Here is a 24,370-nt window from a genome sequence, read left to right as displayed (position 1 = left end):
TTTCTCGCAAAAACGTCTCTCTTAACGCTCGGCATGCGATCCTCTTGCTCGATTTCGAACGAGAGGCTGCAAATGCCCGCGTCCATGGCCAGGATTAAGACCGAAGAGCTTACGGCGCGGCTGGCCGTTTTGATCGACGCCGACAACGCCCAGGCTTCCGTCATTGAGGGGGTGCTGGCGGACGTCGCCCAGTTCGGCGACCCGAGCGTGAAGCGCATTTACGGAGATTTCTCCTCCGCCAACCTCTCGTCCTGGAAGACCGTTCTGCACAAGCACGCCATCAAGCCCGTGCAGCAATTCGCCTACTGCGCCGGCAAGAACGCCACGGACAGCGCGCTGATCATCGATGCGATGGATTTGCTCTATACGCAAGAATTCGATGGATTCTGCCTCGTCACCAGCGACAGCGATTTTGCCGGGCTCGCCACCCGCCTCAAGGAAGGCGGAAAAAAGGTCTATGGCTTCGGGAAAAGGCAAACCCCGGAAGCCTTTCGCAACGCCTGCCACACATTCATCTTCACGGACGCTCGGACGCCCAATGGTTCGGAGCTCCCCCATGTCATCAAGACCCAGCCAACCGCAGGCCGAAAAGCAGAAGTCGCGCCCAATAAGCCGCCGCCCCCTGGAAAGGCTCCGGACTTTCCGATGAGACTCATGCTGGATGCGCTGGAGCAGTCCTTCGACGAAACCGGGTGGGTGTCCCTGGCAACGCTCGGAAGCGTCTTGCGCAAGCTTCAGCCGGGCTTCGATTCGCGCGACTACGGCTTCAAGAAACTTTCCGATCTGGTGAAAGGGCGAAATGACCTGTTCGTGATCGCGGAGCGGGCGACGCCGGGACAAGCTGCGAAGATGATGTCTCTTCGCCTGAGATAGAGCATTTTCAAGCGAAGCGGATGCCGGTTCGCGTGAAAACAATACGTCAAAACAAGAATCTAGAGCTTTTCCATGTTTCCATGAAACGTGAAAAAGCTCTAGCCCCGACGCAAAAAACCCCAGGACGCGAGGTCCTGGGGCTTGTTGTTCGCCCAGTGGGACGAAGATCCGCTCACCCCTCGTCGTCGGTCTCGATATCGCCGTCGATGAGGTCGCTGACGTCGTCGTTGTCTTCTTCTTCTTCTTCCAAGAAAGTGTCGTCGGCGTCGTCGTCGCCGAGATCGACGTCGTCGTCCACAACAACCGCGGCCTTTTCATCGGAGGCGTCGGCGTCCTCCAACGGCACCAGCTCGGCGCCGGTCTCGGGCGTCTCCGGCTCCTCGTCTTCGGCGGCGGCGGGACGCTGCGGCGCGCGCGCGAGCATCGGCGGGACGAAAGTGGCCCCGCACTTCGGGCAAAGAATCGGATCCCGGTTCAAGTCAAAAAATTTCGTGCCGCAATTCTGGCATTGGCGTTTGCCGCCGAGTTCAGGTTTGGCCACGTGACATCCTTTGTCTGCCGGCGGGCGCCGGAAAGCTCCATCGGACGGTCGGGTTATTCGCGCCGCGCGCCGCTGTCAATCCGGTATCGCGCGGATTTGCCCGGTGTCTGCGAAAAGCTTCGGACAAGCGGATACGCCGAGGATCGGGCCGACCCAGTCTCGAACGGGAGCATGACATGCACGCCGCCTCGCACCAAGCGGAGAAAGCGCAGGCGCAAGCGCATGAAGCCCGCGAACGCCGGCCCTGATGGTTAGGGCTCTGTTCAGGCGTCAATTTTTTATGGTACGGACACGATGTCGCGCGGCGGCCGCGGATAGTGCGGCGCTTCGCCGGCAATGGCGCATCCAGCAGCAGGTCGTCGCCGACACCGTGAATATCATAGGACGCGCGCGTTGGGCGGCCTCAACTCACCCAGCGATGCCGGCGGCCCCATTCGGTGATCGGCTCCTCCAAAACCTTGGTCATGATCCAGGACAGCAGCACCGTCACCGGGAAGGCCGCCGTGGTGACCGCGATCTGCGCCGGCGTGGAAATGTCCGGCAGGCTTCCCAGGATCAGGCCATGCATCAGGCCGAGCACGGCGAGATGGGTGAGGTAGACGCTGTAAGAGATTTGGCCGAAGAACCGGAGCACGCGGCCCTCGAAACGCGGCGCCTCGGGCGCGCCCTTGACCAGCGTGAGGATGAAGGCCGCCGCGCCGATCGACATCAGGAACGGCCCGAGGATCTCGAAACGCGGCCCCACCACGCCGCCGTCGAACCTTTGCGCGACAAAGGTCAAGAGCATGCAGATGATCGGCGTCATCCGCACATGCAGCGAATATTTGTTCCAGTCGATCACGTCATCCTTGACCAGCACCGCCAGGATCATGCCGGCGAGCAGCACGTCGGCGGAGGTCGGCAGCAGAGCGACCGGCGCCAGGGACAGGTCGCCGCGCAAGACGCCCCCGCAGCGCAAGCCGAGACCGAGCAGGCTCAGACCGATCATCAGCGGCAGCCAGGCGCGGCGCGGAGTCAGCATCAGCAGGAATGGCGCGACGAGGTAAAATTGCTCTTCCAGCGCCAGTGTCCAGGTCGGCGACAGCCAATGCGCGCCCGGACTCTCCATCTGCACCAGAAAATAGTTCTGGACGAAGATCAGATAGGACCAGACCGGGAATTTCGGGTCGCGATCCAGCCATTTGACATCGCCGATCACCCAGAGCAGGCCGAGAATGACCAGCGTGGCGGCGAAATAGGTTGGAAAGGTGCGGCACACCCGGCGCAGATAGAAGACGCTGAGGAAGTTGCTCGAATCCATCTTCTCGATAATCAGCCGCCCCACGAGATAGCCGCTGAGCACGAAGAACACCAATACCGCCGTCCAGCCGACGCAGGCATAGCCAAAGCCGTGCGGCACCTCGCCATAGAAATGCGAGAGGATGACGAACAGCGTCATCAAACCGCGCAGGCCGTCGAGCGCGGGAATGCGGATGTCCGACTTGGCGGACGTTTTTGGCCTCGGAGCGAGGCCTTCATCGGCAACAAAATCTTCGGCGCCAACGCCGACGGATGTCTGCAAGGTCATGGATGAAACCCTGGTTCACCCGCAATGTAGCGTTATCAAGTGAACCCAGCGTAAACGCCCATGGGGGACTGGATCGCATTGCGCTCCCAGTCTTTCCCGGCTTCATGGGGACAGTGACCGCAATGCGTTCCTGTCCCCGCCTCGACGTGCGTGTCAGCCAGGGAACCGCCAAACGCTCGAGCGCTTGATCTCGCAATCCTCCAGCGCGCGGGAGACGGGCACGCGATATTCCGCGACCTGCTCGAGCCGGTCGCGGGCCAGATAGGTCCGGCCGGGATCGCCGATCAGGACACGCGCGCCACGCCGGTGCAGCGCCTCCAGCCAGTCGGTGACGGCCTGCGCCATGTCCTGTTCGTAGGAGACGTCGCCGGCCAGCGCCACATCCCAGCCCTCGTCGGCGCCAATAGCGAGATCGTCGCGCGGAAAAATCCGCACGCCATTGGCGGCGGCGTTGAGCCGCATCGACTCAAGCGCGAAAGCGTCGATGTCGCAGGCCTCGACCCTGGCCGCTCCCGCCTTTGCGGCGGCGATCGCCACGAGACCCGACCCCGAGGCGAAATCCAGCACGTTTTTGCCGGCCACGGTTTCGGGGTTATCAAGAATGTAGCGCGCCAAAGCTTGCCCGCCGGCCCAGGCGAAAGCCCAGAACGGCGGCGGCAGGCCGATCTCGCCCAGTTCATCCTCGGTCTTTTGCCAAAGCTCGGTCGCCTCGTCGGCAAGATGCAGACAAATCTCCGGCGCGTGCGGGGTCGGCGCCAACCGGGTTTCCGCGACGATGAAGGCGGCGCGATCCCCTGGCGACAGCCGCAGGCCATCGCCGCTCCGCAATGTCGGCAGGCCATCGTCCGACCTTGTTATCAAAGCATCTCCTTCAGGCTGCGCCGCAAGACTTTTCCGACGTTGGTTTTCGGCAGTTCATCGCGGAAAATGAAGCTGCGGGGCGTCTTATAACCGGTCAGCCGTTCGCGGCAAAAGGCGCGCAAAACCTCCTCCGTGAGCCCCGCCCCGCGCGCCACGACAAAGGCGACCACCTCCTCGCCGCTCGCCGTGCTGGCCCGTCCGACCACCGCGACCTCGCGCACCTCGGGATGCTCGATCAGCACGTCTTCAACCTCATTGGGATAGACGTTGAACCCGGAGACGATGATCAGGTCCTTGAGGCGATCGACAATCTTGATCTGGCCGTTGGGCAGGATCATGCCGACGTCACCGGTGCGGAAGAAACCGTCCGGGGTCATGGCGTCCGCCGTCGCCATCGGACGGTCCCAATAGCCCGCCATCAGCTGCGGTCCGCGCGCGCAGATTTCGCCGGTTTCGCCTTGCGGGACGTCCTCGCCCTGCGCGTTGCGGATGGAAATTTCGGTGGAGGGCACGGGATAGCCGACCGTTCCCGTGAATTCCTCGATGTCGGGCCGGTTGACGCACAGGACGGGCGAGGTCTCGGACAGCCCATAGCCCTCCAGGACCGGCTTGCCCGTGAGATCGCGCCATTTGCGCGCCACCGCCGCCTGCATGGCCATGCCGCCGGCGATGCACAGCGCCACGCCGCTGAAATCGACCTTTTTGATGTCGGGATGGTCGGCGAGCGCGTTGTAGAGCGTGTTCACGCCAGCAAAAATGTGGAAGCGGCGCTTTTGCAGCGTCTTCACGAACCCGGCGATGTCCCTGGGATTGACGATCAGCAGGCTGGAGCCGCCCTGGAGGACCTGGAACCAGAAGCAGGCGGTGAAAGCGAAAATGTGGTAGAGCGGCAGCGCCGCGACCATCACCAGAGGTCCCTCGGGCAGGTCGGGCCCGGCCCAGTCCTGGACCTGCTGGATATTGGCGATGATATTGCGATGCAGCAACATCGCGCCCTTGGCCTTGCCCGTCGTGCCCCCGGTATATTGGAGCACGGCGAGATCGTCCTTCGACACGGAAACGGGCGTGGGCCGGAGATTGCGAGCTTCCGCGAGAACCTGCGAGAACGCAATGGCGCCGGCCATCGGCGCCTCGGGAACGTTCTTCTTCACATGGCGCGAGATGAAATTGACCAGATGGCCCTTCAGGCCGATCAGGTCGCCGGGCGCCAGCAGGACGATTGTCTCCAACGGCAATTTCTCGCGCACGGCGGCGACGGTCTCACCAAAATTTTCCAGCACGAACAGGACGCGCGGCGTGGAGTCGGTGAGCTGGCTCTCCAGCTCCCGCGAGGTATAGAGCGGGTTGACGTTCACCACGACCCCGCCGGCCAGCAGAATGCCGAGCATGACCGCCGGATAGGCCATGACATTGGGCGCCATGATCGCGGCGCGCTCGCCTTTTCGAAACCCTTGCGACTGAAGCCAGGCGGCGACCTTGTCGGCGGCCTGCCCAAGTTTTTCGTAGGTCAGTGTCGCGCCAAAGCTCTCGGCGACGATGCGGTCGCCGTACTTCTCCCGCGCGCCGCGCCAGAGATCGACCAGCGTCGGATAGGGCGGCTCCGACATCTCCGCCGGGCGCCCCGGCGGATAATGCGCGAGCCAGGGCCGCGCGACGACCGTTCCTGCGGTTGCATTCATGGTTCTCCCCCCGATTGTCTTATTAGTTTATGTATGAACGTTTTGGCGACGCCTGACAAGTCTCGCCGCGCTTGACGCTGCCGGCGCAAAAGCCCAAGCTCGCGCAAGGCAAGGGTTTTGCAGTATTGTAAGATTGGCGCTTCGCGAGGTCGAGACATGTTCTACCTGACAGCCCTGACCACTTTGGCGACCGTGCAGTTCTATGGTTGGCTCGGCTATCGCGTGGGACGCGCGCGCATGATTTATGGCGTGCCGGCGCCCGCGACCACGGGCGACCCGACCTTCGAGCGGCACTACCGCATCCAGATGAACACCCTGGAATGGCTGCCGATCCAGCTTGTCGGCCTCTGGATGTTCGCGATCTATGTCAGCGATCTCGGCGCGGCCCTGTTGGGCGTCGTCTGGATCGTCGGACGCGCGCTCTACGCCCGCGCCTATCTGGCCGACCCGAAAACCCGCACCACCGGTTTCGTCATCCAGTTCGCGGCGAGCACCCTGCTGTGCCTGGGCGCAATCGGCGACATTTTTATGCGCATCCTGCTCGGCGACTGACGAGTCGGGACATCACGCCCGGGCTTGTCCGACGGCTGTCCGGCCATGACGACACGGGATTGCGTGGCTTTAAGAGATCATTCGCGTTTGGAGAACCGGTCTCGGCGGGCTTCGCCGCCGGGGGGCCCTCCGGGCGCTCACTTCACCCCGAGCAGCGCCAGCATGATGGCGCCTGATATCGCCGTGCCGAACACGCCGGCCAAATTCGGCCCCATGGCGTGATAGATGAGATAATTCTCCTTGTCGTATTCCAGCGCGACATTGTGGCTGACCCGCGCCGCGATCGGCACCGAGGCGATGCCCGCCGAGCCAAGCAGCGGATTGATCTTTTCCTTCAGGAACAGATTCATGATCTTGGCGCCGACCACGCCCGAACCGGTGCCGAAGACGAAGGCGACAAGCCCGAGACCGACGATCTCGATGGTTTCGAGGGTCAAAAAACGATCCGCCGCCATGGTCGAACCGATCGCCAACGTCAGGATGATGATGATGATGTTCATGAGGTCGTTGGCGGCGGTTTTCGCCAGCCGACTGACCACCAGCACCTCGCGAAACAGATTGCCGAGCATCAGCATGGTGATCAGCGGCGCGACCGGCGGGAAGAACAGGTTGACGATGATGCCGATCACAATGGGAAAGGCGATCCTTTCGAGACGCGTCACGTGCCGCGACTGCTTCATGCGGATAAGACGCTCCTCGCGGGTGGTGAGCAGTTTCATCACCGGCGGCTGGATCAGCGGCATCAGCGCCATGTAGGAATAGGCGGCCACCGAAATCTGCGGCAGCAGGTGCGGCGCGAGTTTTATGGTCATGAAGATCGCCATGGGCCCATCGGCGCCGCCGATGATGCCGATCGCCCCGGCCTCGTTGAGGGTAAAACCGAGCAGCTTGGCGCCGATCAGGGCGACGAAAATCCCCAAATGCGCGGCGGCGCCCAAAATGACCAGTTTTGGATTGGCGATCATCGGCGCGAAATCGGTCATGGCGCCGACGCCGAAGAAAATCAGAGGCGGCACGATGAGCAATTGCACGCCCTGGTAGGCGTAATGGAACAGGCCGCCGGGCTGGGTGAGGTCGGACCCCGGCACATTGGCGATCACGCAGGCGAAGCCGATGCCGACCAGCAGCAGCGGTTCGTAGCCCTTGGCGACCGCAAGATAGATCATCGTGCAGCCCACGGCGATCATCACCGCATTGCCCCACCAGAAATGGGCGAGGCCGGTCTGGTCCATCAGGGCGCCGAGAAACGCCAGAAACTGTTCAAACACGCGGCGCCCCTTTCATACGGTTTCCGCAAGATCGCTTCGCGATCCGCGTCAACGGACCGCGCGGAAATCCTTCAGGTGAAGCGGATTTCCGCGCGAGCGGACTACGATTTCCACTAGAAAATCGCATCAATGCTGGCGCTTGCGCAGCGCGTCCTCATCCACCTTGCCGATGCGGTTGAGCAGCGGAAACAAGGCCAGGACCACGCCGATGCCGGTGATCATCACCATGGAGGCGAAGAAATCGATCAGGCTGAGCATCACGGCGCCGTAAAGCGAGTCGGGCATGGTCATGGCGGACAAACCTCAGGCGAGGGTGAGCAGGACGGCGCCGGTGTCGACGGATTCGCCGACATTGACCGCGATGGAAACCACCTTGCCGGCGCCCTTGGCGTGGACCTCGGTCTTCATCTTCATGGCCTCGAGAACGGCGATTTTTTCCCCCGCCTGCACCACCTGCCCGACCGTGACGTCGATAGATTGCACCGTGCCGGCGAGTGGAGCGACTTCGTCGCCGGCGCCCGCGGCGGCGCGAGAAACCGGCGCGTGCGCCGGAGCTGCCGCCACGGCCGCCGAAGCCGCCGCCACCGAGGCCGGCCAGGAAACGCTCCCTCCTGCGGGCGCGCCGCCCTCGCTTACGATTTCCTCGACCAAGACCTCATAGGGGTGGCCGTCGACGGTGATTTTGAATTTGCGATGCATGGCGAACTCCAGCCCGAGGCGGGTCAATGCGGGTTATGAGACGTCTGCTGCAACCAGCGGCCTTCCGCCGCCCAGGCGCCGCCCGTGCGCGGGTCGGCGATATGGGCGACCCGGTAGCCGCAGGCGGCGACGGCGGCGGCGATGGCGGCGACATGATGGGGGGGAATCCCCTGGGGCTCGACGACAGGCGCGGCGGCGGAGCGCGCCGCCTTCTTGCGCTCGGCCGCTTCAGCCGCCTCCGCCGCCTGGCGGGCGATTTCGGATTTTTCCACCCAGCCGAGGAAGCGTAACACCTGCTTCAGCGCGAACCACAGGGCAAAGGCGGCGACAATCCCGCCCAGCGCAAGTTTGAGAGACTCCGTGTCCATCCGCTCCTCCTGCGCTAAAGCGGGATGTTGCCGTGTTTTTTTGGAGGCCTGATGTCGCGCTTCGACAAGGCTTTTCGTAGAGCCAGCGCCACGGTCGAGCGGGTCAGCGCGGGATCGATGACGTCGGTGATGTAGCCATGCGCCGCCGCCTGGTAGGGCGAGGCGAATTCGGCGCGATAGGCGGCGGCGAATTCCTTCGCCTTGGCCTTGGGGTCCGCCGCCGCCTTCAGCTCCTTGGCGTAAAGCACGGTGACCGCGCCCTCCGCGCCCATCACGGCGATTTCGGCGGTCGGCCAGGCGAACACGAAATCCGCGCCCATTTCGCGCGCGCACATCGCCAGATAAGAGCCGCCATAGGCTTTTCGCAGAATCACCGTCACCTTTGGCGTCGTGCAAGAGGCATAGGCGAACAGCATTTTGGCGCCGTGGCGGATGATGCCGCCGCGCTCCTGCTCCACGCCGGGCAAAAAGCCGGGCACGTCGACCAGCGTGACCAGCGGGATGTTGAAACAATTGCAGAAACGGATGAAGCGCGCCGCCTTGTCGGAGGCGTCCATGTCCAGCGCCCCCGCCCGGACCGTCGGCTCGTTGGCGACGATCCCAACCACAATGCCTTCGACCCGACCGAAGCCGACGATAATGTTTTCGGCGAAGGAGCGGTGCACCTCCAGGAACTCGCCGGGATCGACGATATGTTCGATGACCCGGCGCACATCCATCGGCAGCTGCGGATCGTCGGGAATGAGGGTACGGACGCCATCGTCCTCGGCCAGCGCAATGTCGGCGCTCGGCCGGTGCGGCGGGTCCTCGGAATTGTTCTGCGGCAGGAAGGAGAGCAGCTTTTTCACGATGCGGATGGCGTCGGCATCGTCCTCGGCAAGGAAATGCACATTTCCTGAGACGGCGGCGTGCATGTCGGCGCCGCCGACCTCTTGCATGGTGACCGCGCGTCCGGTCACCGCCTTGATCACCTCGGGCCCGGTGATGAACATATAGGCGTTGGACCGGGTCATGATGACAAAATCCATCAGCGCCGGCGAATAGGACGCACCGCCCGCGCAGGGGCCGCAAACCACGGCGATCTGCGGCACGACCCCGGACAAAAGCACGTTCTGGTAGAACACGCAGCCATAGCCCGACAGCGCGTCCACCCCCTCCTGGATGCGGGCGCCGGCGGAATCCTTGAAGGCGACGACGGGCGAACCGAATTTCGCGGCTTCCTCCATCATCGTCACGATTTTCTTCGCGTGCATCTTGCCGAGCGAGCCGCCGAGCACGGTAAAATCCTGGGCGAAGGCGGAGACCATGCGACCATTGACATAGCCGGTGCCGACCACCACGCCGTCCGCGGGCAGATTTTTCGATTCCATGCCGAAATGGCGGGCGGAATGGCGCACATGCGCGCCCATTTCCTGAAAGGTAGCCTCGTCGAACAGGGTGTCGAGCCGGTCCCGGGCCGTTAAAAGCCCCTTCGCGCGGCGCTGGGCCAGTTTGTCGGCGCCGCCGCCGTTGAGAATCGCCTCCTGACGGCGGCGCATATCCTCAAGGAGATCGGAGAACTTGGTCATTCGGTCACCTCGCATGCGCCGCCCGCACCGGCGGTCGAGCCGAATCGCGGCTTGCTGTCAGTTGCGTCTGGCCGTGGACGATCTCTAGGCGGTCGATCCGTCGCTTCCAATTAATTTTAAAAGCGATTCTCCGACGGAAGCATCGGATACGGTGAAGATAGCGTCCTTCCGAGCCATTGCGCAAGACGAATTCGCCGCGCGACCGCCACGGCGTGATCGACGCTCCTGACCCGGTTGTCGATATTGTCGCGGCGTGCGCCGCTCAAGGCGACGCGCTGGCGCGCCAGACGCCAGATCGAGCAAGAGAAATCCAGCCGGAATGCGGACTCTTCGAACACCCTCATCTCAAGCCGCTGAGCGCGCCCGCGCTGCGCCAAAGGGGAAATGACAAAATCCCTCCCGCAAGCGCCCCTCCGCGCGCGCCGCGCACGGAGGGGAGGTCAAGCAAGCGCATTCAACCCTACTTGGCGACGCGCGCTTCGAAACGCGAAAACTGGGCCCCTGTGGTGCAATCGTCCATCAGAATCGCTTCGAATTCCTGTATCGCGTCGTTGATTTCTTCGCGACGGACACGCAACCGACTGATCATGCCTTCTATGTCGGTCCTGTTCAAAGCGACTTCTTTGACCCATCCCAAATCGTCATCGAGAACGTTTCTGATTTGCGCCAACGTCATCCCAGCCTGCTGATACTTCATGATATCAGCAATTCTCTTTATGTCAGCGGCCGAATAATACCTGATTCCGTTCTTTCTGACTGGAGTGACCAAGCCGATCTGATCATAGAAACGAAGCGTTCTGTTCGAGACCTTAAACTCTTCCGCAACTTGTCCGATCATCTTGAGCGGCCCCTCGTTGCTTTCGGATCTCTCAGGTCTCACAGAGACTTCAATATTCATGACCAAACTTCCGTATGCAGGCGGAGAACGTCCACACGTTCTGTGATGAGCAGGGCGTTGCGCGACAGATTGACACAATCTAACGCGCGAACAAGACTACATGGCTCAACGTCAGGTTGCCAGCAACCGGGCGGTTGAATCTGGCAAAAAATGCGCTACTGCATAAAGTTGCCTGCGGAAGCGCGAGCGACGGCGGGGGCAAATCGCTCGACACGCCGGCGCTCCGGAGACGCCCCTCGGTCGCCGCCCACGAACAGCGGACACCGCCACTCCGCGAACACGACAGAGCCAGACAATCAGACCAAATCGGCATTTTTACTTGAATTGCACATTCCGACTGCCGACTCATTTCACATTCTCGGTCGAGCAATTTATTGCGCAGCCTGAATCCGATTCAGACATGTCCTTCAGCATGAGCTTCATGCAAGCGTTCGCATCTTCCGAATGACGAATCGCTCGCGTTAACGCCTCACGATCACCGACGAGGTCGAGGTCCAGAAAGGCGTACCGAAGGTTTATGAGTGCAATTTCTCTCAGCCTTTCAGTGGAGTAACCCACGAGAACCTCCCAACACCCATTTTTTGGGATGCTAACGCTACGGTTGTGGCTGAGCAATTGATCTACATCAAAGTGTTTGATCTTGCTCAAAAATAACGAATCTGCGAACAACCGGAGGGATGCGTGGGCCAGGATTGCAGGATTTTTTGTGCAATCCCGCTGTTTACGGTTTGTTTACCTTTCCCTACACTGCAATCAGAAGCTGTAATGCGTCAAATAAACAACCTGAGATAACGAGATGAAGCATGATGACGACAACACCATCCATTGACCTGGTGATGGGCTCGCGACTCCGCAACAGACGAATGACGCGCGGAATTGACAAGGCGACGCTTGCAAAGGCTGTTGGAGATACGGAAACCCATATCAACGCCTTTGAATTGGGTATTGAACGCATTGACCCGAGATCAATGCTTGCATTATGCGGCGCCTTACATGTGAATATCGGATATTTCTTCGAACCATGGGCAGAACAGCTGCGGTCGCATCGGACCCAGACCCAGGCGGCGGCTAAGTTCAAACTCCAGCATAGCGAAGATGACACGTCTGGCTCTGAAGCAATGCGCGACACTCTGATCTCCGAGGCTCCTGCGCGGACCAGGGAGCACCGCGCGCGCTGAGGGCCGCCGGGACATCGGTTATGATGAGTGGCTGAACTCCGCCGGCCAAGGTCGGTCGACATCACGGTCGAGCCGCGACGCCGCAGATGGCAAGCGCCGCCGCGGCAAATTGACTTTCTCGCCCGCCAAAGCTATTGAAGCCGACCTCGCAAGAGACGACATGACAGCCAACCCACCCGCGCCCGACGCGGGAGGTCACCGCCCGGCAGCGCGATGCGCCCCCGGGCGCGTTCCGCGTTGAACATTCGTCTGGCGCGAGCCCAAAGGGAATGACACATGTTTGAAGGCCTGTCGGAAAAGCTCTCGGGCATATTCGATCAACTGACGCGGCGCGGCGCCCTCTCCGAGGAGGACGTCAATCTCGCCATGCGCGAAGTGCGCCGCGCGCTGCTCGAAGCCGACGTGGCGCTCGATGTCGCCCGCACTTTTATCGACAAGGCCAAGGAGCGGGCCGTCGGGGCCGATGTGCTGAAAAGCATCAAGCCCGGCCAGATGGTCGTCAAGATCGTCAATGACGTCCTGATCGAGACCTTAGGATCAGACGCCGATCCCATCGACCTCAACGCCGCCCCGCCCGTCGCCATCATGATGGTGGGTCTGCAAGGCGCGGGCAAGACCACGACGACCGCCAAGATCGCCAAGCGCCTCAGCGAGCGTTTCAAGAAGCGCGTCCTGATGGCCTCGCTCGACGTCAAGCGCCCGGCCGCGCAGGAACAGCTCGCCGTGCTCGGCCGCCAGGTCAATGTCGACACGCTGCCGATCATCGCGGGCCAGACGCCGGTGCAGATCGCCCGTCGCGCGGAAGAGGCCGCGCGCCTGCAAGGCTACGATGTCGTCATGTTCGACACGGCGGGCCGCACGCATATCGACGAGCCGCTGATGGTGGAAATGGCCGAGATCAAGGCCGCCGCCAAGCCCCACGAAATCCTGCTCGTCGCCGACGCCCTCACCGGCCAGGACGCGGTGAATCTGGCCAAGAATTTCGACGACCGCGTCGGCATCACCGGCATCGTCCTGACCCGCGTCGACGGCGACGGACGCGGCGGCGCGGCGCTGTCGATGCGCGCTGTCACCGGAAAACCGATCAAGCTGATCGGCATCGGCGAAAAGATGGACGCGCTGGATGATTTCCATCCGCAGCGCATCGCCAACCGCATTTTGGGCATGGGCGACATTGTCGCGCTGGTCGAGAAGGCCGCGGAGACGATTGACGCCGAAAAGGCGATGCAAGTCGCCGAGAAAATGCGCAAGGGCAAGTTCGACTTGCAGGACATGTGCGACCAGCTCGCCATGGCGGAAAAAATGGGCGGCCTCGGCGGCATCATGGGCATGCTGCCCGGCGTGGCGAAACTCAAGGACGCCATGGCCAACGCCAAGGTCGACGACAACATGATCAAGCGCCAGCGCGCCATCATCCTGTCGATGACTCCGGCGGAGCGCCGCAACCCCGACATTTTGAAGGCGTCGCGGAAAAAGCGCATCGCGGCGGGCGCGGGGACAACGGTGGAGCTGGTCAACCGCCTACTCAAGCAGCACCGCGCCACCGCCGACATGATGAAGGCGATGGGCGGCGGACCCAAGCGCGGGCCGATGGCGCAAATGGCGCAGATGTTCGGCATGGGCAAGGGCATGGACATGCCGTCGCCCGAGCAGATGGCGGAGCTCCAGAAGAAATACGGCGCCGGCATGGGCGGCGTCCTGCCCAAGGAGCCGCCGGCGGAGCTGAAGGCGCCGCCCCCTGCCCCGGCCAAACCGGGCCTGCCGGGATTGGGCGGCGGCAAGTCGCTGCTGCCGGGCCTGGGCGGCCTGAGCACACTGAATCCGTTCAAGAAGAAGTGAGTTTTCCGTACGCTTCGCGTACGGGCCGGAACTGCCGGGAGAGGGGCCGGCGGTTTGCACAAAATGGAAATCGCCTGCCCCTCGGCGAACCAAGAGAGCAAGGAAGAAGATATGTCCCTTAAGATTCGTCTGTCGCGCGGCGGCGCCAAGAAGCGCCCGTTCTATCGCGTGGTGGTCGCCGATTCCCGTTCGCCGCGCGACGGCCGCTTCATCGAGAAGCTCGGCACGTTCGACCCGCTCGCCCCCAAGGACTCCGCCAACCGCCTCGTTCTCGACGTCGAGAAGGCCAAGGAATGGCTGGCCAAGGGCGCGCAGGCGACCGACCGCGTCGCCCGCCTGCTGGACGGCGCCGGCGCGTTGACGCGCGAGCCGCGCAACAACCCGCAAAAGGCCCAGCCGAAGAAGAAGGCGCAGGAGCGCGCGGCGGCCGCCGCCGCTGCGGCCGAAAAGGCTGCCGCCGCGGAGTAATTCCGCCGACACGATCAACACTAGCCCTCACCCTGAGGAGCCGCCGTCAGGCGGTGTCTCGAAGGGCGAGGGCGACCCACGGCTCGGAGCCCACATTTGAACGACGAAGTCCTGGTCGGCGTTTTCGGCGCGCCACACGGCGTGCGCGGCGAGATTCGCGTGAAATCTTACACCCAGGACCCGCTGAGCCTCGCCGATTACGACGGTCTGCATGACGGCTCCGGTCGCGCCATCGAAATCGTCTCCGTCCGCCTGCTCAAGGACGACCTGCTGGTCGTGCGCGTTAAAAACGTGAGCGACCGCGATGCGGCGCAAGCCCTCACCCACACCAAACTGTTCATCCCCCGCGAAAAACTCCCTCCCACCGAGGAAGACGAGTTTTATACGCGAGACCTGATCGGCCTGCGCGCGGAAACCTCCGAGGGCGAACTGATCGGCGCGATCGTCGCGGTGCCCAACTACGGCGCCGGCGACATTTTGGAGATCGCCCCGCCGGCCGGCGAAACGCTGCTCTATCCTTTTACGCGCGCGGTAGTCCCCACCGTGGACATCAAGGGCGGCCGCGTCATCGTCATCCCACCCGCCGAGACGGAGTGACCACGCAGTGATGTGGCAGGCGAGCGTCTTCACGCTCTACCCCGACATGTTTCCGGGACCGCTGGGACAGTCGATGTCGGGAACCGCGCTGTCGAAAAACCTTTGGTCCCTTGAAGCCATCGACATTCGCGACCACGGCCTGGGACGCCACCGCGCCGTGGACGACACTCCCGCTGGCGGCGGCCCCGGCATGGTTTTGCGCGCCGACGTGCTGGCGAACAGCCTGGATTCGCGGCTGACGCCCGACGACCCCCGCCCCCGCCTGCTGCTGTCGCCTCGCGGCAAACCGCTGACCCAGGCGCTGGCGCGACAATGGGCCGATGGCCCCGGCGTGATCCTGGTGTGCGGCCGGTTCGAGGGCGTGGACGAGCGCGTGATCGAGGGCCGCGCCCTCGAGGAAATCTCGATCGGCGACTACATCCTGTCCGGCGGCGAGATCGCGGCGCTCACTCTGCTCGACGCCTGCGTCCGGCTGCTGCCGGGGGTGATGGGCAAGCAGGAATCGGGCGAAGACGAGAGCTTTGAAGGCGGCCTCCTGGAATATCCGCATTACACGCGCCCGCGCGGGTGGGAGGGCCGCCCGATTCCCGAGATCCTTCTCTCGGGCGACCACGCGAAGATCGCGGCCTGGCGCCGCGCGCAGTCCGAGGCGTTGACCAAGGCGCGGCGGCCGGATCTTTTGCGCGAGCGGAATTGAAAATCCGCGCCCCCCAAGCCTTGCCAAGCGCCGCCAATCTGGCTAAGAGGACGCTGCCGCTTAGCGGAAGCCGCAATAGCTCAGCTGGTAGAGCACCTCATTCGTAATGAGGGGGTCGGGGGTTCGAATCCCTCTTGCGGCACCATCAAAATCAACAACTTAGCACATCAGACTCGCTGAAAGCTGGAGCCGGGGCACCCCCAGGGCACCCCGCGAAAAGGAATCGCATGCCCACATTTTGCGCGTGACGCAGAATATTGGGCATAGCAGTGCTGCTACCTTCTCAGCAATGCTCTCGTTAGGACATGCAGCAGGCCACCAAGGAGCGCGTGCTACTGTGGCTGAAGCATGATGAGGACGGAGCCAAACGGGACTTGGAGGGCGTCCGCGACCTGATCCGCGGCACCTACAGGCTCGACCTGAATTCCGGCAATTTCGCGCGCTTGTCGCGCAGCCTCTTGGCGTTCAACTACATGCGCCTGATGGGAAATTTCGTCGCGGCGAACTTCACCGAAATCTATCGCCCCGCGATGGTCCACGGCCTGCTTCCTTACCTGCAAGACGGCCTGCGCCCGCTCATAAAGAACGTGACCCGCGTGTTCTCGGATGAACGAGATCATCGCGGCACGATGCGTCGCGCTCGCAAACGAACGCGACACCATCAAAAGCCGAGCTGGATTTCACTGGTGGCCCGAAATCGTATCAGAAGGGACGAAATTTCATCAAAGCCCTGCGATGCGAATGAACGTGTCATACGGTTTCCGCAAGATCGCTTCGCGATCCGCGAAAACGAAATCGCGCGGAAATCCTTCAGGCGAAGGGCGGATTTCCGCGCGAGCGGAATACGATTTCCGAACTGATCCTTCGGAAATCGTATTCCGCTCGCATTGCAGAAGCAGCGGCCATTCAGCATACGACGACAGTGGCCTTGTATGGCGTCATGGCCATCGGGTCGTTCGCACTCGCATGGTATTTTTATCAGCAGCAGGAGCAAGGTTGAGCGCGCCTGGACGGACGCGCCTATGGACGAGATGGAGCAATCGACGATCCTTGGGATCGAAAAGGAGTTTCGAGCGCTCGAAGAGGACGAGAAAACCCTGCACAACACGGAGTTGCACGCCCGGATCAAGAAGGCGTGGCAGATGGACAGCCCCAGAATGTGGGGCCGTCTGGAGCGGGCCGGGATGACGGACAAGCTGGCGTTCGTGGTTCAGCAGAGAATGTGGGCGGAGCAGGATCGGTTGATTGAGGCTGGAATGCCCTACACGGACGCCCGAGAAATCGCCGAACGGGAAAACCTGATGATGGAGCCAGAGGAGGATGCTGGCCCTGATCAGGACCGCGCCCATCCGGTTGTGGCATACACCCACCAAATGCAAAGGGGCGGCGAGCAAGATTGAGGCGGCATGATCGACCGAGTCCGGCTCGAAGCGGCCTTAGAACTCGTACACTGGAAGCCCGCAGACCTATGCGAAGCGGTCACTGCTGCACATGGTTTCGACGATTCTCAGTGTTTTCTCAACGCCGCTATGCTCGCCTTTAGGGCTGCGGCGCCGACCGCGCCGGCGATGACGCGGTCGCCGAGGACGTAGCCGGGCGTGCCGTGGATGCCGAGCGCCGCGGCCAGGCGGCTGTTTTGGCTCAGCGCCTCGCTCACCTCGGGGCCGGCGGCGTCGCTTTCGACTTGCGCCGCGTCGAAACCGAGTTCGCCGGCGACCGCGAGCGCCGCCGCGCGGTCGATCTTGCCCGGCGCGCTCAGCAGCCGGCGATGGAACTCCAGCGACTTCGAGGCGTCCGGCCGCCGCACCTGCACGGCGAGCGCCACCTTCGCCGCTTCCATCGAATCAGGCCCGAGGATCGGATAATCCTTGAGGACGATGCGCAGGGCGGGGTCCTCGGCGATCAAGGCCAGAGTGTCCTTGAGCGCCTTGCGGCAATAGCCGCAATTGAAGTCGAAGAACTCGACCAGCGTCGTCGCGCCTTCGGGCGCGCCCAGAGCGGTCTGCAACGGCGCGGAATAAAGCGCGCCGGCGTTTTCGGCGATGACCTGCCTGTTGTCGACGCCGGAGGCGCCGGTGGGGCCGCGCTTGACCAGCGCCCGCAGCGCCTTCGCCAGGGCCTCCGGGTGATCGGCGAGATATTTGTCGATGGCGGGGCCCAGGGCCTCGGGATGCGTCTCCAGATAGAGGCGGATCGCCTCCTCGACCTGCGGCGTCGCCGGCCCCGCGCGGACCATGGTCGTGGCGCAGAACAGGGCGAGCGTGGCCGCGCTGATGAAGGCGAAGGCGGGCTTGGCGACCATTGTATTCTCCTGTGACGGTCAGCGGGGGCGCATCGGCATGCACCTGCCCATGGGACCGGGCGCCATGCCCGGCGGGCAGGCGAATCGGCGACCGCCGCTGTGGAAGGCTGGACCGGCCGGACCGGGGCCTATGTAGACCGGTCCGGGGCCCATGTAGACCGGCGCAGCCCGGCCGCGGCTCAGCGGCCAGCAGCGCTTGCCGTACGGGCCGAGAACCCACCCGGGCGGGCAGACGATCGGGCGGCGGATCGCAGGCGGGGGCGTCCATGGGACGACGATCTCCTCGTCGGGTTCGCGAATCTGGCGGGGGCGGCGCGGGACGCAGACGCCCGCCCTGTTGCGCCGTTCATCGAGGGCGCACGCATTTGGCGCGCGCGGCTTGAGCGGGACCAGAGCGGGCGGCGGCGGGCTCCGCGTCCGGCTGACGCAGGCGCCCTTGGCGTCGCGCAAGCTTCCGCGCGCGCAGGGCTTGGGCGGCGTGAATGTCTTTTCAAATTGTTTCGGGCATTGGCTGCGATCCTTCGGATTGACGGCGCTGGCGCAGCAGGAACCGATCGAGGTCAGATTGGCCACGGCGCAGCACGTCCCGCCATGTGTGGGGACATAGCCTGCGGCACAGCATTGTGTGATCTTCGGAATCTTGCCGGACTTCCGGCACGAGCCGTCGGTCTGTGGCTTCTGGCCCGTGGGACAGCAGACGCCGGAGTTGGTGACCTGGGCCACCAGGCAGCAGGCGCCGTTCACCGACGTGTAGCCCTTGGCGCAGCAGGTGGGGCAGAGGTTGTCGGGCTGGTTGGGCGTGGAATCGCACTTGCCGTTGGTGAGAGCGCCGAAGCAGCAGGCCTGCTGGCCGCCCGCGCCCGTGTAGATATGGTCGTTCTCGCAGCATTCGTTATTGGGGCCGATGGGCGTCTGCGTGGTTCCGCAATGCGCCTTGACGACCTCGCCGGACGGCCCGCCGCTGGCGCAGGCGCCGCCGGGTTGCAGGTCGGTCTTGGCGCAGCACTTGCCGTTGACCAGCACGTCCGGCGGGGCGCAGCCGGAGCCGCAGGCGTTCTTGGAGAGAATCCAGACCTGATTGGTCGGACAGGGCTGATGGCCCAGCGGGCAGACGCGGATGTCGCAGGCGCGCCGTCCCGGCGGCCTGAATGGCGGCGGTGACGCGCCTTCCGCGAGCCCGCCCCTTGGAGGCGTGGCGCCTTCGGCGAGCGTGGGCCGGCCGGTGACGACCGCGGCCTGTTGGACGCAGGCGCGCAGAATGGCGATATCGCCCATATGCCCGCGCGCGGACGCATCGGGGGGCGCGTCGGCGTAATCGATGAAATAGCTGTGCAGCGGCGGCTCGTCGCCCCGGCGGATCAGCCAGACCGCGCCGCCCTGCAATCCGTCGATCGCCGTCGCATCGGGTTGGCCGATCCGGGCGGCGAGCTTGGGGTCCTTTGTCTCGCGCAGCCGCTCGCCCGTCGTCCACAGGAAGCCGCCGCAGGAGGCGGGGTCGAGATTGCCGCGCATGTCATAGCTGTAGCCGATGGCGAGGCCGCCATTGTCGTTGCGGAGATTTCCGGGGAAGCCCACGGAATATTCGTCCGGCGCGGGCTGCCAGATCGGCTGCTTGCTCTCGGTGATGCCGATCACCGCATAGCGCAACGCGCGGCCGATGGCGGGAACGGACAAGGCTGCGAAATCCTGCGCGCCGGTCGGCGCCGGCCGCTCCGCCAGGAACATCCGCCCCTCGTCGTCGAAGGCGATCTTCGAAATTTCGGTAGGTCCGCCGGCGGGTGGGACCGCAATTTCGATCCGCGCGTCGGCGCCGAAGCCGCCGTCCCCATTGAGGCCGACCGACCAGATGCGCAAGCCCTCGGCGACCGCGTAATAGAGCCGGCCGTCATGGATGGCGAGGCCGAAGACGCGTCGCTCCGGCGGGGGGTAGCCCCAGGTCGCCGGCTGGGCGCTGTCGAATTGCGGGCTGCCGATGCCGGCGGGGGGCCCGGCGGGCGGGGCCGGCGCAAGACCGATGACCGGAAGCCCGGCGAGACGGTGGTCGTAGCTGCCGAGATCGGCGCCGTTCAGGCCGATGCGATGGATGAGCCCGCTTTCGCGGTCGGCGACGAACAGCGATTTCGTCGTCTTGTCATAGGCGAGGCCGCCCAGCGCGGCGCCCGAGTTGCTCCCGATGTTGGCGAGCAGCGAGACGCCGCCATTGGCGCCGTCGATCTTCCACAGGGAGCCCGGCCCGCCGCCTTCGCCCCATTGCCCCGGCATGAAGCGCGCGTCGGACCTGCCCTGGCTGACGCGTTCGCTCTGTCCGTCCTTCCCCGGCGCGACGATCGACAGTCCGTAAGCCGAACTCGCGGCGACATAGATGTTCGGCGGCGCGGAATCGTCGAGCGCGACGCCGAATACCTGCCCGACCGCTTTGGCGTTGATGGAAAACGTCTTCGGCGCGCCGACCAGCTGGGCTTCCGGGGGACCCTCCATGCGGCGCAGGTCGATGACGCGCAGCGACGGGCCTACGGCGTCGATGAAGGTCATCGCGTCGGGGTCCTGACCCGGCTGGATCTGCGCCGGGCGGAGCGCGCCGGAGAAGCCGGTGACGGCGGCCTGGCCGGGAACGTAAACGCCTTCGGCCGCCTGGGCCGGGGCGGTGCGCCACAGCGCGCCGATCAGGGCCAGCGCGACGGCGCAGCCGCGCAGGGCTTGACGGGCGTGGATCAGGACCGTGCGAGGCCTCGCCATGACGGACCCCCTCATTTCGGTTGCTCCGGCCGCTTTTCGCAGGCGCCTGTCTTGGCGTTGGGGATCATGTTGACCGGGCAGCATTTGCCGCAGGAGGTCATCTGGTTGGGATCGCAGCAGCTTCCGTCGAAGGCCATGCCCTGCTTCGGATCGGCGCAGGGGGTGACGCAGTCGCCGTCGCCGCCCAGGCGCGTTTGTCCCGGCGGACAGGCCGGCGGCGGGCATATTCCCAGCAGCGAATTGAACTGCGCGGGCTCGTTGGTGTTGTCGCAAAGGCAGGAGGAGATGCCATTCGGCATTTTCGCCCCGGGATGCGTGCCCTCCGGGCAATTGCAGGCGAATTTGTAAGCCTTGTCGCTGGAATCCGGATTGGCGACCTCCGGCCATGCGGGAATCATCCCGGCCGGACAGAAGCAATAATAGACGGGGGCGCAACCCGTGCCTTCGCCAGACGGCGGCAAAGCCTGCACCAGCGTGCCCTCGGGTCCCGTCGTGCATGAAAAGGTGGTCTGGTTCGCCGTCCAATAGGAGTAGTTCTTGCAATCCGGGTTGGAGTTGCGGATCGAGTTGCGTGCCCCGCAGGCCGGGTCGCCCAGCGAATGCGGATAGCCCAGCGCCTTGCACTTCTCGGCGTCGACCGAGGAGCAATTGGCGATTTGTGGAGGCGGCCGCGTGCATTCGCAGGCGCCCAGTCCGATCTCCTCCTGGAGCCAGCACATGAAATCGGTCATGCAGGCGCCGAGGTCGGACATGAGCGCACCCAGGCCCTGCTGCATGTCGCAGGCGCAGTCCGCGATTTTCGCAGCGCCGGTCACGGATCCCAGCTTGTCGGAGACCTCCTTCAACTGGTCCGGCGAAAGCGCCGAGCCCGCCGCCGAGCCCAATGCGCCGGCGACCTGCTTGCCGGTGTCGATCTTGCTTTCGGTGTTCCGCACGTCGGCGCAGAACGAATTGACCATCCCCTGACCGCCTTCGGTGGCGACTCCGGCGAGCACGGCCAGCAGCCAGATCGCCAGGGCGCAGCTGGCTTCGTCCTTGCAGGCCGAGTCGCAGGTGGAGACGGCGCCGACGGTGTTCTTGGCGGCGTTGAAAATGTCGCTGGCGTCGCAGCCCGCTTTAGCGGGCGGCGATAGTAAGATCATTGCGCTAATAAAACCTGCTGCAATCGTTTTCCAGCTTCTGGAATGCGCCATGTTCGGCCTCCGTCAGCCGTTCTGGGCTCAGTCCGAGACTAGGACGTGGCGGCGTTCGCGCATTGATGGCGGTCAATCGAGGCGTGCGGTTGTTGTGAGCGGCATAGGTCCTGTCCGCTCATCGGAAGTGAAGTCCGTATCGAAAGGCGGATTCGACGCGCCAGCATCGATAGCTTCGAGCCGATTTCGCAAGGTTCGCAAGGCTTCGAGGAATTAACACCCTCTACGTTCAGCCATCGGCAGGATATTTCTCCAGACCGGACCTTCGCGCTATGCTCGCTATCCGCCGATCGCGTCAGATGCAGCTCGGCCGTGGCTGAATTCCTGAGGCGTTCAAGGTCTTCGGCACTGATCGGCTTAATCCCATCATTCCCAGCGCCACAGCAGGACGTCTCGTATCGAACCTGTTCTAGCCTTTCGCAACATCATTCGCTATCGACCCGTGACGTTGGAAGGCGTTGTCGCCGATGCCATCAACCAGCGATCGGCCCGAGGACCGGCGTAAGGGTTTTCCCCATGCCTTGTCGGGCGCCTCCCCGCTTTCCTCATGTGAGCTTTCATCATATGTTTCGGATAAAGCAGCACGGATTACGCACGTTCGCGTATCGGAAGCCCTGTGTGAACAGGCCGAACGTGCAAAACGTCGTCGAGGCTGAGTGATGATTTCGACGCTCAAAGCGGCCCACCATGAGCGGCGAGCAGACCCCCGTGGCGGACGACCACGATCTCGTTTCCGCGGCCGGCCTAAGTAGCTGTGAACGGAGCAGATCTGCATTCCGGCTTCCCTGCAGCTGCGGCTTGATGTGACTCGGCTGGCGTGGAAAATCCGGTCCATAGCGCTCGACGACTTCGGCTTGCAGACCGCGATCCATCACCTCTTGCAGAAATGGAGCGAGCGGCTGAATTTTCGGGCGGACCCGCGTCGGGCGCTCATGGACCGCCGGCTAGATCCTGCCGTGGAGACAACGTTTTTACCGGTTTTTGCGGGAAGCGATCACCAAATGTAGGGCGTAATTCGGCGAGACGCCTGCAGGTGAGAGACAAGGAGGTCCGCATGACCAGAGGGGAGGACGACCGAGGTTTGCCGCCTGACAGTCCGCGGGCTGGCGCGCCGACAAGACGCCTGCTCGGCGTAAGAGAGCGCCTGCCGCAGGTCCGCTGGAGGTCGAAACGGCGCCGGGGTGCGCTTGCATGCTTTTCGTGAGGGTTCCGACATGAGCTTGGACACTGGACCGAGGTTGCGCGTCTTGCTGGCCGATGACCATCCGTTGGTGCTCGAGGGCATCCGAGCGCTGTTGAACGGTGATCCCAGTCTGGAGATCGTCGGCGAGGCGCGCGACGGGCGCACCGCCCTACGCCTGTCGATCGAACTCAAGCCCGATGTCGTTGTTCTCGACCTCTCCATGCCGGGCCTGAACGGGGTCGAGGTCACGCGTCAATTGCTGCGCGAATGTCCGCTCTGCAAGGTCATTGTCCTTACGGTGCACGAGGATCGTTCCTATTTTCGCAAGCTGATCGAGGTGGGAGCGGCGGGCTACGTGCTGAAGCGATCGGTGTCAGAAGATCTGCGACGCGCCATCCATTCGGTCTCCGCAGGCGGAGTCTACCTTGATCCGTCCATCGCCAGCAAGGCGATCGACGGAATCGTTCACAAAACCGGGGAATCCGCCGACCGTTGGGTTGACTTGAGCGAGCGCGAAATCGAGATCCTGCGCCTCGCCGCGCTTGGCCACAGCAACAAGGAACTCGCCAGCCTGCTCAATCTCAGCGTGAAGAGCGTCGAAACCTACAAGGCGCGCGGCATGGAAAAGTTAGGTTTTCACAGTCGTGTGCAACTTGTGGGTTACGCCGTCTCCGAGGGGTGGCTGAAAAATGTCTAGTCCCGTGGCGGGGGACGAACCCGCGCCTGCGCCATCGGCCATGGAAAACCTCAAGGCGGCGACTTGGCCGATTCATCTTCGCCTGGAGAAGCGGCTTGCGGTCAAGCGCCTGTTTTCCGACCTCGCCGCCTACCGCGACCTCATCGCCCGGCTCGAGGCGTTCCATCGTGTTGCAGAAATGGAATGGGCCGCCTTGCTTGAACAAACTCTGTGCGACTTTCCCGCCCGTCGGAAAGCGCCGCTGCTTGCAAATGATCTCGCGGTCCTTGGTGGCGCGCCCCTCGAAGGCGTGGCGGTTCCTGTTGTCACTGACCGCGCTTCCGCCCTGGGCGGGTTCTACGTCCTGGAGGGCCAGACGCAGGGCGGTCGGCATTTGCTTCCGATCGTCGAAGCGCGGCTCGGCCTGTCTGCGTCGCGTGGCGCATCTTTCTTCGCGAGTTACGGACCTGATGTGGACGCGAGGTGGCGGATGTTCGCAGCCGTGATCGAAACCCATTGCGCCGCTTCCAAGGCGAAACGACGGGCAATCGCCACTGCCGAGTCCGTTTTCCTCGCCATGGAAGCTTGGCTTTGCGGAGGCAGATGAGCAGGGGCGTTTGGCCTGAT

Annotated in this window: 25 protein-coding genes and 1 tRNA gene; 12 read left to right on the top strand and 14 right to left on the bottom strand. The window is 63.6% G+C overall.

Features of this window, described 5'->3' with window-relative positions:
- Window positions 1–72: 72 nt before the first annotated feature.
- Window positions 73–873, top strand: a complete 801-nt coding sequence (locus GJ654_RS12845; RefSeq protein WP_155446551.1) for an NYN domain-containing protein — start codon at window positions 73–75, stop codon at window positions 871–873.
- Between the two features lie 172 nt (window positions 874–1,045).
- On the opposite strand, the gene GJ654_RS12840 is transcribed toward GJ654_RS12845, so the two are convergent.
- From GJ654_RS12840 to GJ654_RS12825, 4 genes are all read right to left on the bottom strand, one after another.
- Complete coding sequence (locus GJ654_RS12840) at window positions 1,046–1,414, bottom strand: TIGR02300 family protein (RefSeq protein WP_264586264.1); 369 nt, start codon at window positions 1,412–1,414, stop codon at window positions 1,046–1,048.
- Between the two features lie 403 nt (window positions 1,415–1,817).
- A complete protein-coding gene (locus GJ654_RS12835; protein WP_155446550.1) occupies window positions 1,818–2,981 on the bottom strand; it encodes an acyltransferase family protein in 1,164 nt (387 codons plus the stop codon).
- A 153-nt stretch (window positions 2,982–3,134) separates the two neighbouring features.
- Window positions 3,135–3,791 (bottom strand): class I SAM-dependent methyltransferase, encoded by a 657-nt coding sequence (locus GJ654_RS12830; protein WP_425540389.1) that lies wholly within the window; start codon window positions 3,789–3,791, stop codon window positions 3,135–3,137.
- Window positions 3,792–3,838: 47 nt separating this feature from the next.
- Window positions 3,839–5,521, bottom strand: coding sequence for an AMP-binding protein (locus GJ654_RS12825; RefSeq protein WP_155446549.1), 1,683 nt, complete (start codon window positions 5,519–5,521; stop codon window positions 3,839–3,841).
- Window positions 5,522–5,677: 156 nt separating this feature from the next.
- Here GJ654_RS12825 and GJ654_RS12820 point away from each other — a divergent pair, with 156 nt between their 5' ends.
- Entirely contained in the window at window positions 5,678–6,073 is a 396-nt protein-coding gene (locus GJ654_RS12820) for an MAPEG family protein (RefSeq protein ID WP_155446548.1), read from the top strand.
- A gap of 137 nt (window positions 6,074–6,210) precedes the next feature.
- Here GJ654_RS12820 and GJ654_RS12815 read toward each other — a convergent pair whose 3' ends face one another.
- The 7 genes from GJ654_RS12815 to GJ654_RS12790 all read right to left on the bottom strand — a co-directional run bounded on the left by GJ654_RS12815 (window position 6,211) and on the right by GJ654_RS12790 (window position 10,874).
- Window positions 6,211–7,341 carry a sodium ion-translocating decarboxylase subunit beta gene (locus GJ654_RS12815; protein WP_210350833.1) on the bottom strand — a complete coding sequence of 377 codons (1,131 nt, stop codon included), beginning with the start codon at window positions 7,339–7,341 and terminating at the stop codon, window positions 6,211–6,213.
- A 126-nt stretch (window positions 7,342–7,467) separates the two neighbouring features.
- Window positions 7,468–7,632, bottom strand: coding sequence for a hypothetical protein (locus GJ654_RS20815; protein ID WP_196305545.1), 165 nt, complete (start codon window positions 7,630–7,632; stop codon window positions 7,468–7,470).
- 12 nt (window positions 7,633–7,644) lie between these two features.
- Window positions 7,645–8,040 carry a biotin/lipoyl-containing protein gene (locus tag GJ654_RS12810; RefSeq protein ID WP_155446547.1) on the bottom strand — a complete coding sequence of 132 codons (396 nt, stop codon included), beginning with the start codon at window positions 8,038–8,040 and terminating at the stop codon, window positions 7,645–7,647.
- A gap of 23 nt (window positions 8,041–8,063) precedes the next feature.
- Window positions 8,064–8,408, bottom strand: a complete 345-nt coding sequence (locus tag GJ654_RS12805; RefSeq protein ID WP_155446546.1) for an OadG family transporter subunit — start codon at window positions 8,406–8,408, stop codon at window positions 8,064–8,066.
- 14 nt (window positions 8,409–8,422) lie between these two features.
- Window positions 8,423–9,976, bottom strand: coding sequence for an acyl-CoA carboxylase subunit beta (locus GJ654_RS12800; RefSeq protein WP_155446545.1), 1,554 nt, complete (start codon window positions 9,974–9,976; stop codon window positions 8,423–8,425).
- 116 nt (window positions 9,977–10,092) lie between these two features.
- Window positions 10,093–10,314: a hypothetical protein gene (locus GJ654_RS12795; protein ID WP_155446544.1), complete on the bottom strand. Its 222-nt coding sequence runs from the start codon at window positions 10,312–10,314 to the stop codon at window positions 10,093–10,095.
- A gap of 122 nt (window positions 10,315–10,436) precedes the next feature.
- A complete protein-coding gene (locus tag GJ654_RS12790) occupies window positions 10,437–10,874 on the bottom strand; it encodes a MerR family transcriptional regulator (protein WP_155446543.1) in 438 nt (145 codons plus the stop codon).
- Between the two features lie 803 nt (window positions 10,875–11,677).
- Here GJ654_RS12790 and GJ654_RS12785 point away from each other — a divergent pair.
- The 8 genes from GJ654_RS12785 (at window position 11,678) to GJ654_RS12750 (ending at window position 17,053) form a co-directional block, all read left to right on the top strand.
- Complete coding sequence (locus tag GJ654_RS12785; RefSeq protein ID WP_155446542.1) at window positions 11,678–12,052, top strand: helix-turn-helix domain-containing protein; 375 nt, start codon at window positions 11,678–11,680, stop codon at window positions 12,050–12,052.
- 276 nt (window positions 12,053–12,328) lie between these two features.
- Window positions 12,329–13,891, top strand: a complete 1,563-nt coding sequence (ffh, locus tag GJ654_RS12780) for a signal recognition particle protein (RefSeq protein WP_155446541.1) — start codon at window positions 12,329–12,331, stop codon at window positions 13,889–13,891.
- 111 nt (window positions 13,892–14,002) lie between these two features.
- The gene (gene rpsP / locus GJ654_RS12775) at window positions 14,003–14,359 is read left to right on the top strand and encodes a 30S ribosomal protein S16 (RefSeq protein WP_155446540.1); all 357 of its coding nucleotides are present in this window, start codon (window positions 14,003–14,005) and stop codon (window positions 14,357–14,359) included.
- 96 nt (window positions 14,360–14,455) lie between these two features.
- Window positions 14,456–14,956 carry a ribosome maturation factor RimM gene (gene rimM, locus GJ654_RS12770; RefSeq protein WP_155446539.1) on the top strand — a complete coding sequence of 167 codons (501 nt, stop codon included), beginning with the start codon at window positions 14,456–14,458 and terminating at the stop codon, window positions 14,954–14,956.
- A gap of 10 nt (window positions 14,957–14,966) precedes the next feature.
- A complete protein-coding gene (gene trmD, locus GJ654_RS12765; RefSeq protein ID WP_155446599.1) occupies window positions 14,967–15,653 on the top strand; it encodes a tRNA (guanosine(37)-N1)-methyltransferase TrmD in 687 nt (228 codons plus the stop codon).
- A gap of 69 nt (window positions 15,654–15,722) precedes the next feature.
- Window positions 15,723–15,798: transfer RNA gene (locus GJ654_RS12760), tRNA-Thr, on the top strand.
- A 160-nt stretch (window positions 15,799–15,958) separates the two neighbouring features.
- The gene (locus tag GJ654_RS12755; protein WP_155446538.1) at window positions 15,959–16,513 is read left to right on the top strand and encodes a hypothetical protein; all 555 of its coding nucleotides are present in this window, start codon (window positions 15,959–15,961) and stop codon (window positions 16,511–16,513) included.
- A gap of 162 nt (window positions 16,514–16,675) precedes the next feature.
- A complete protein-coding gene (locus GJ654_RS12750; protein WP_155446537.1) occupies window positions 16,676–17,053 on the top strand; it encodes a hypothetical protein in 378 nt (125 codons plus the stop codon).
- Between the two features lie 107 nt (window positions 17,054–17,160).
- On the opposite strand, the gene GJ654_RS12745 is transcribed toward GJ654_RS12750, so the two are convergent.
- The 3 genes from GJ654_RS12745 to GJ654_RS12735 are packed head-to-tail and all read right to left on the bottom strand — an operon-like array spanning window position 17,161 to window position 21,833.
- The gene (locus tag GJ654_RS12745; protein ID WP_155446536.1) at window positions 17,161–17,955 is read right to left on the bottom strand and encodes a DsbA family protein; all 795 of its coding nucleotides are present in this window, start codon (window positions 17,953–17,955) and stop codon (window positions 17,161–17,163) included.
- An 18-nt stretch (window positions 17,956–17,973) separates the two neighbouring features.
- Window positions 17,974–20,691: a hypothetical protein gene (locus tag GJ654_RS12740; RefSeq protein ID WP_155446535.1), complete on the bottom strand. Its 2,718-nt coding sequence runs from the start codon at window positions 20,689–20,691 to the stop codon at window positions 17,974–17,976.
- An 11-nt stretch (window positions 20,692–20,702) separates the two neighbouring features.
- Window positions 20,703–21,833 (bottom strand): hypothetical protein, encoded by a 1,131-nt coding sequence (locus tag GJ654_RS12735; RefSeq protein ID WP_155446534.1) that lies wholly within the window; start codon window positions 21,831–21,833, stop codon window positions 20,703–20,705.
- A gap of 1,265 nt (window positions 21,834–23,098) precedes the next feature.
- On the opposite strand from GJ654_RS12735, the gene GJ654_RS12730 reads away from it, so the two are divergent.
- Together GJ654_RS12730 and GJ654_RS12725 are read left to right on the top strand one after the other, a co-directional pair.
- A complete protein-coding gene (locus GJ654_RS12730; RefSeq protein ID WP_155446533.1) occupies window positions 23,099–23,764 on the top strand; it encodes a response regulator in 666 nt (221 codons plus the stop codon).
- Window positions 23,765–23,804: 40 nt separating this feature from the next.
- Window positions 23,805–24,350, top strand: coding sequence for a biliverdin-producing heme oxygenase (locus GJ654_RS12725; RefSeq protein ID WP_155446532.1), 546 nt, complete (start codon window positions 23,805–23,807; stop codon window positions 24,348–24,350).
- Window positions 24,351–24,370: the final 20 nt, after the last annotated feature.

Source organism: Rhodoblastus acidophilus, from assembly GCF_009720655.1.
Classification (GTDB): domain Bacteria; phylum Pseudomonadota; class Alphaproteobacteria; order Rhizobiales; family Beijerinckiaceae; genus Rhodoblastus; species Rhodoblastus acidophilus_A.
This window is presented reverse-complemented; position numbering and strand designations above follow the sequence as displayed.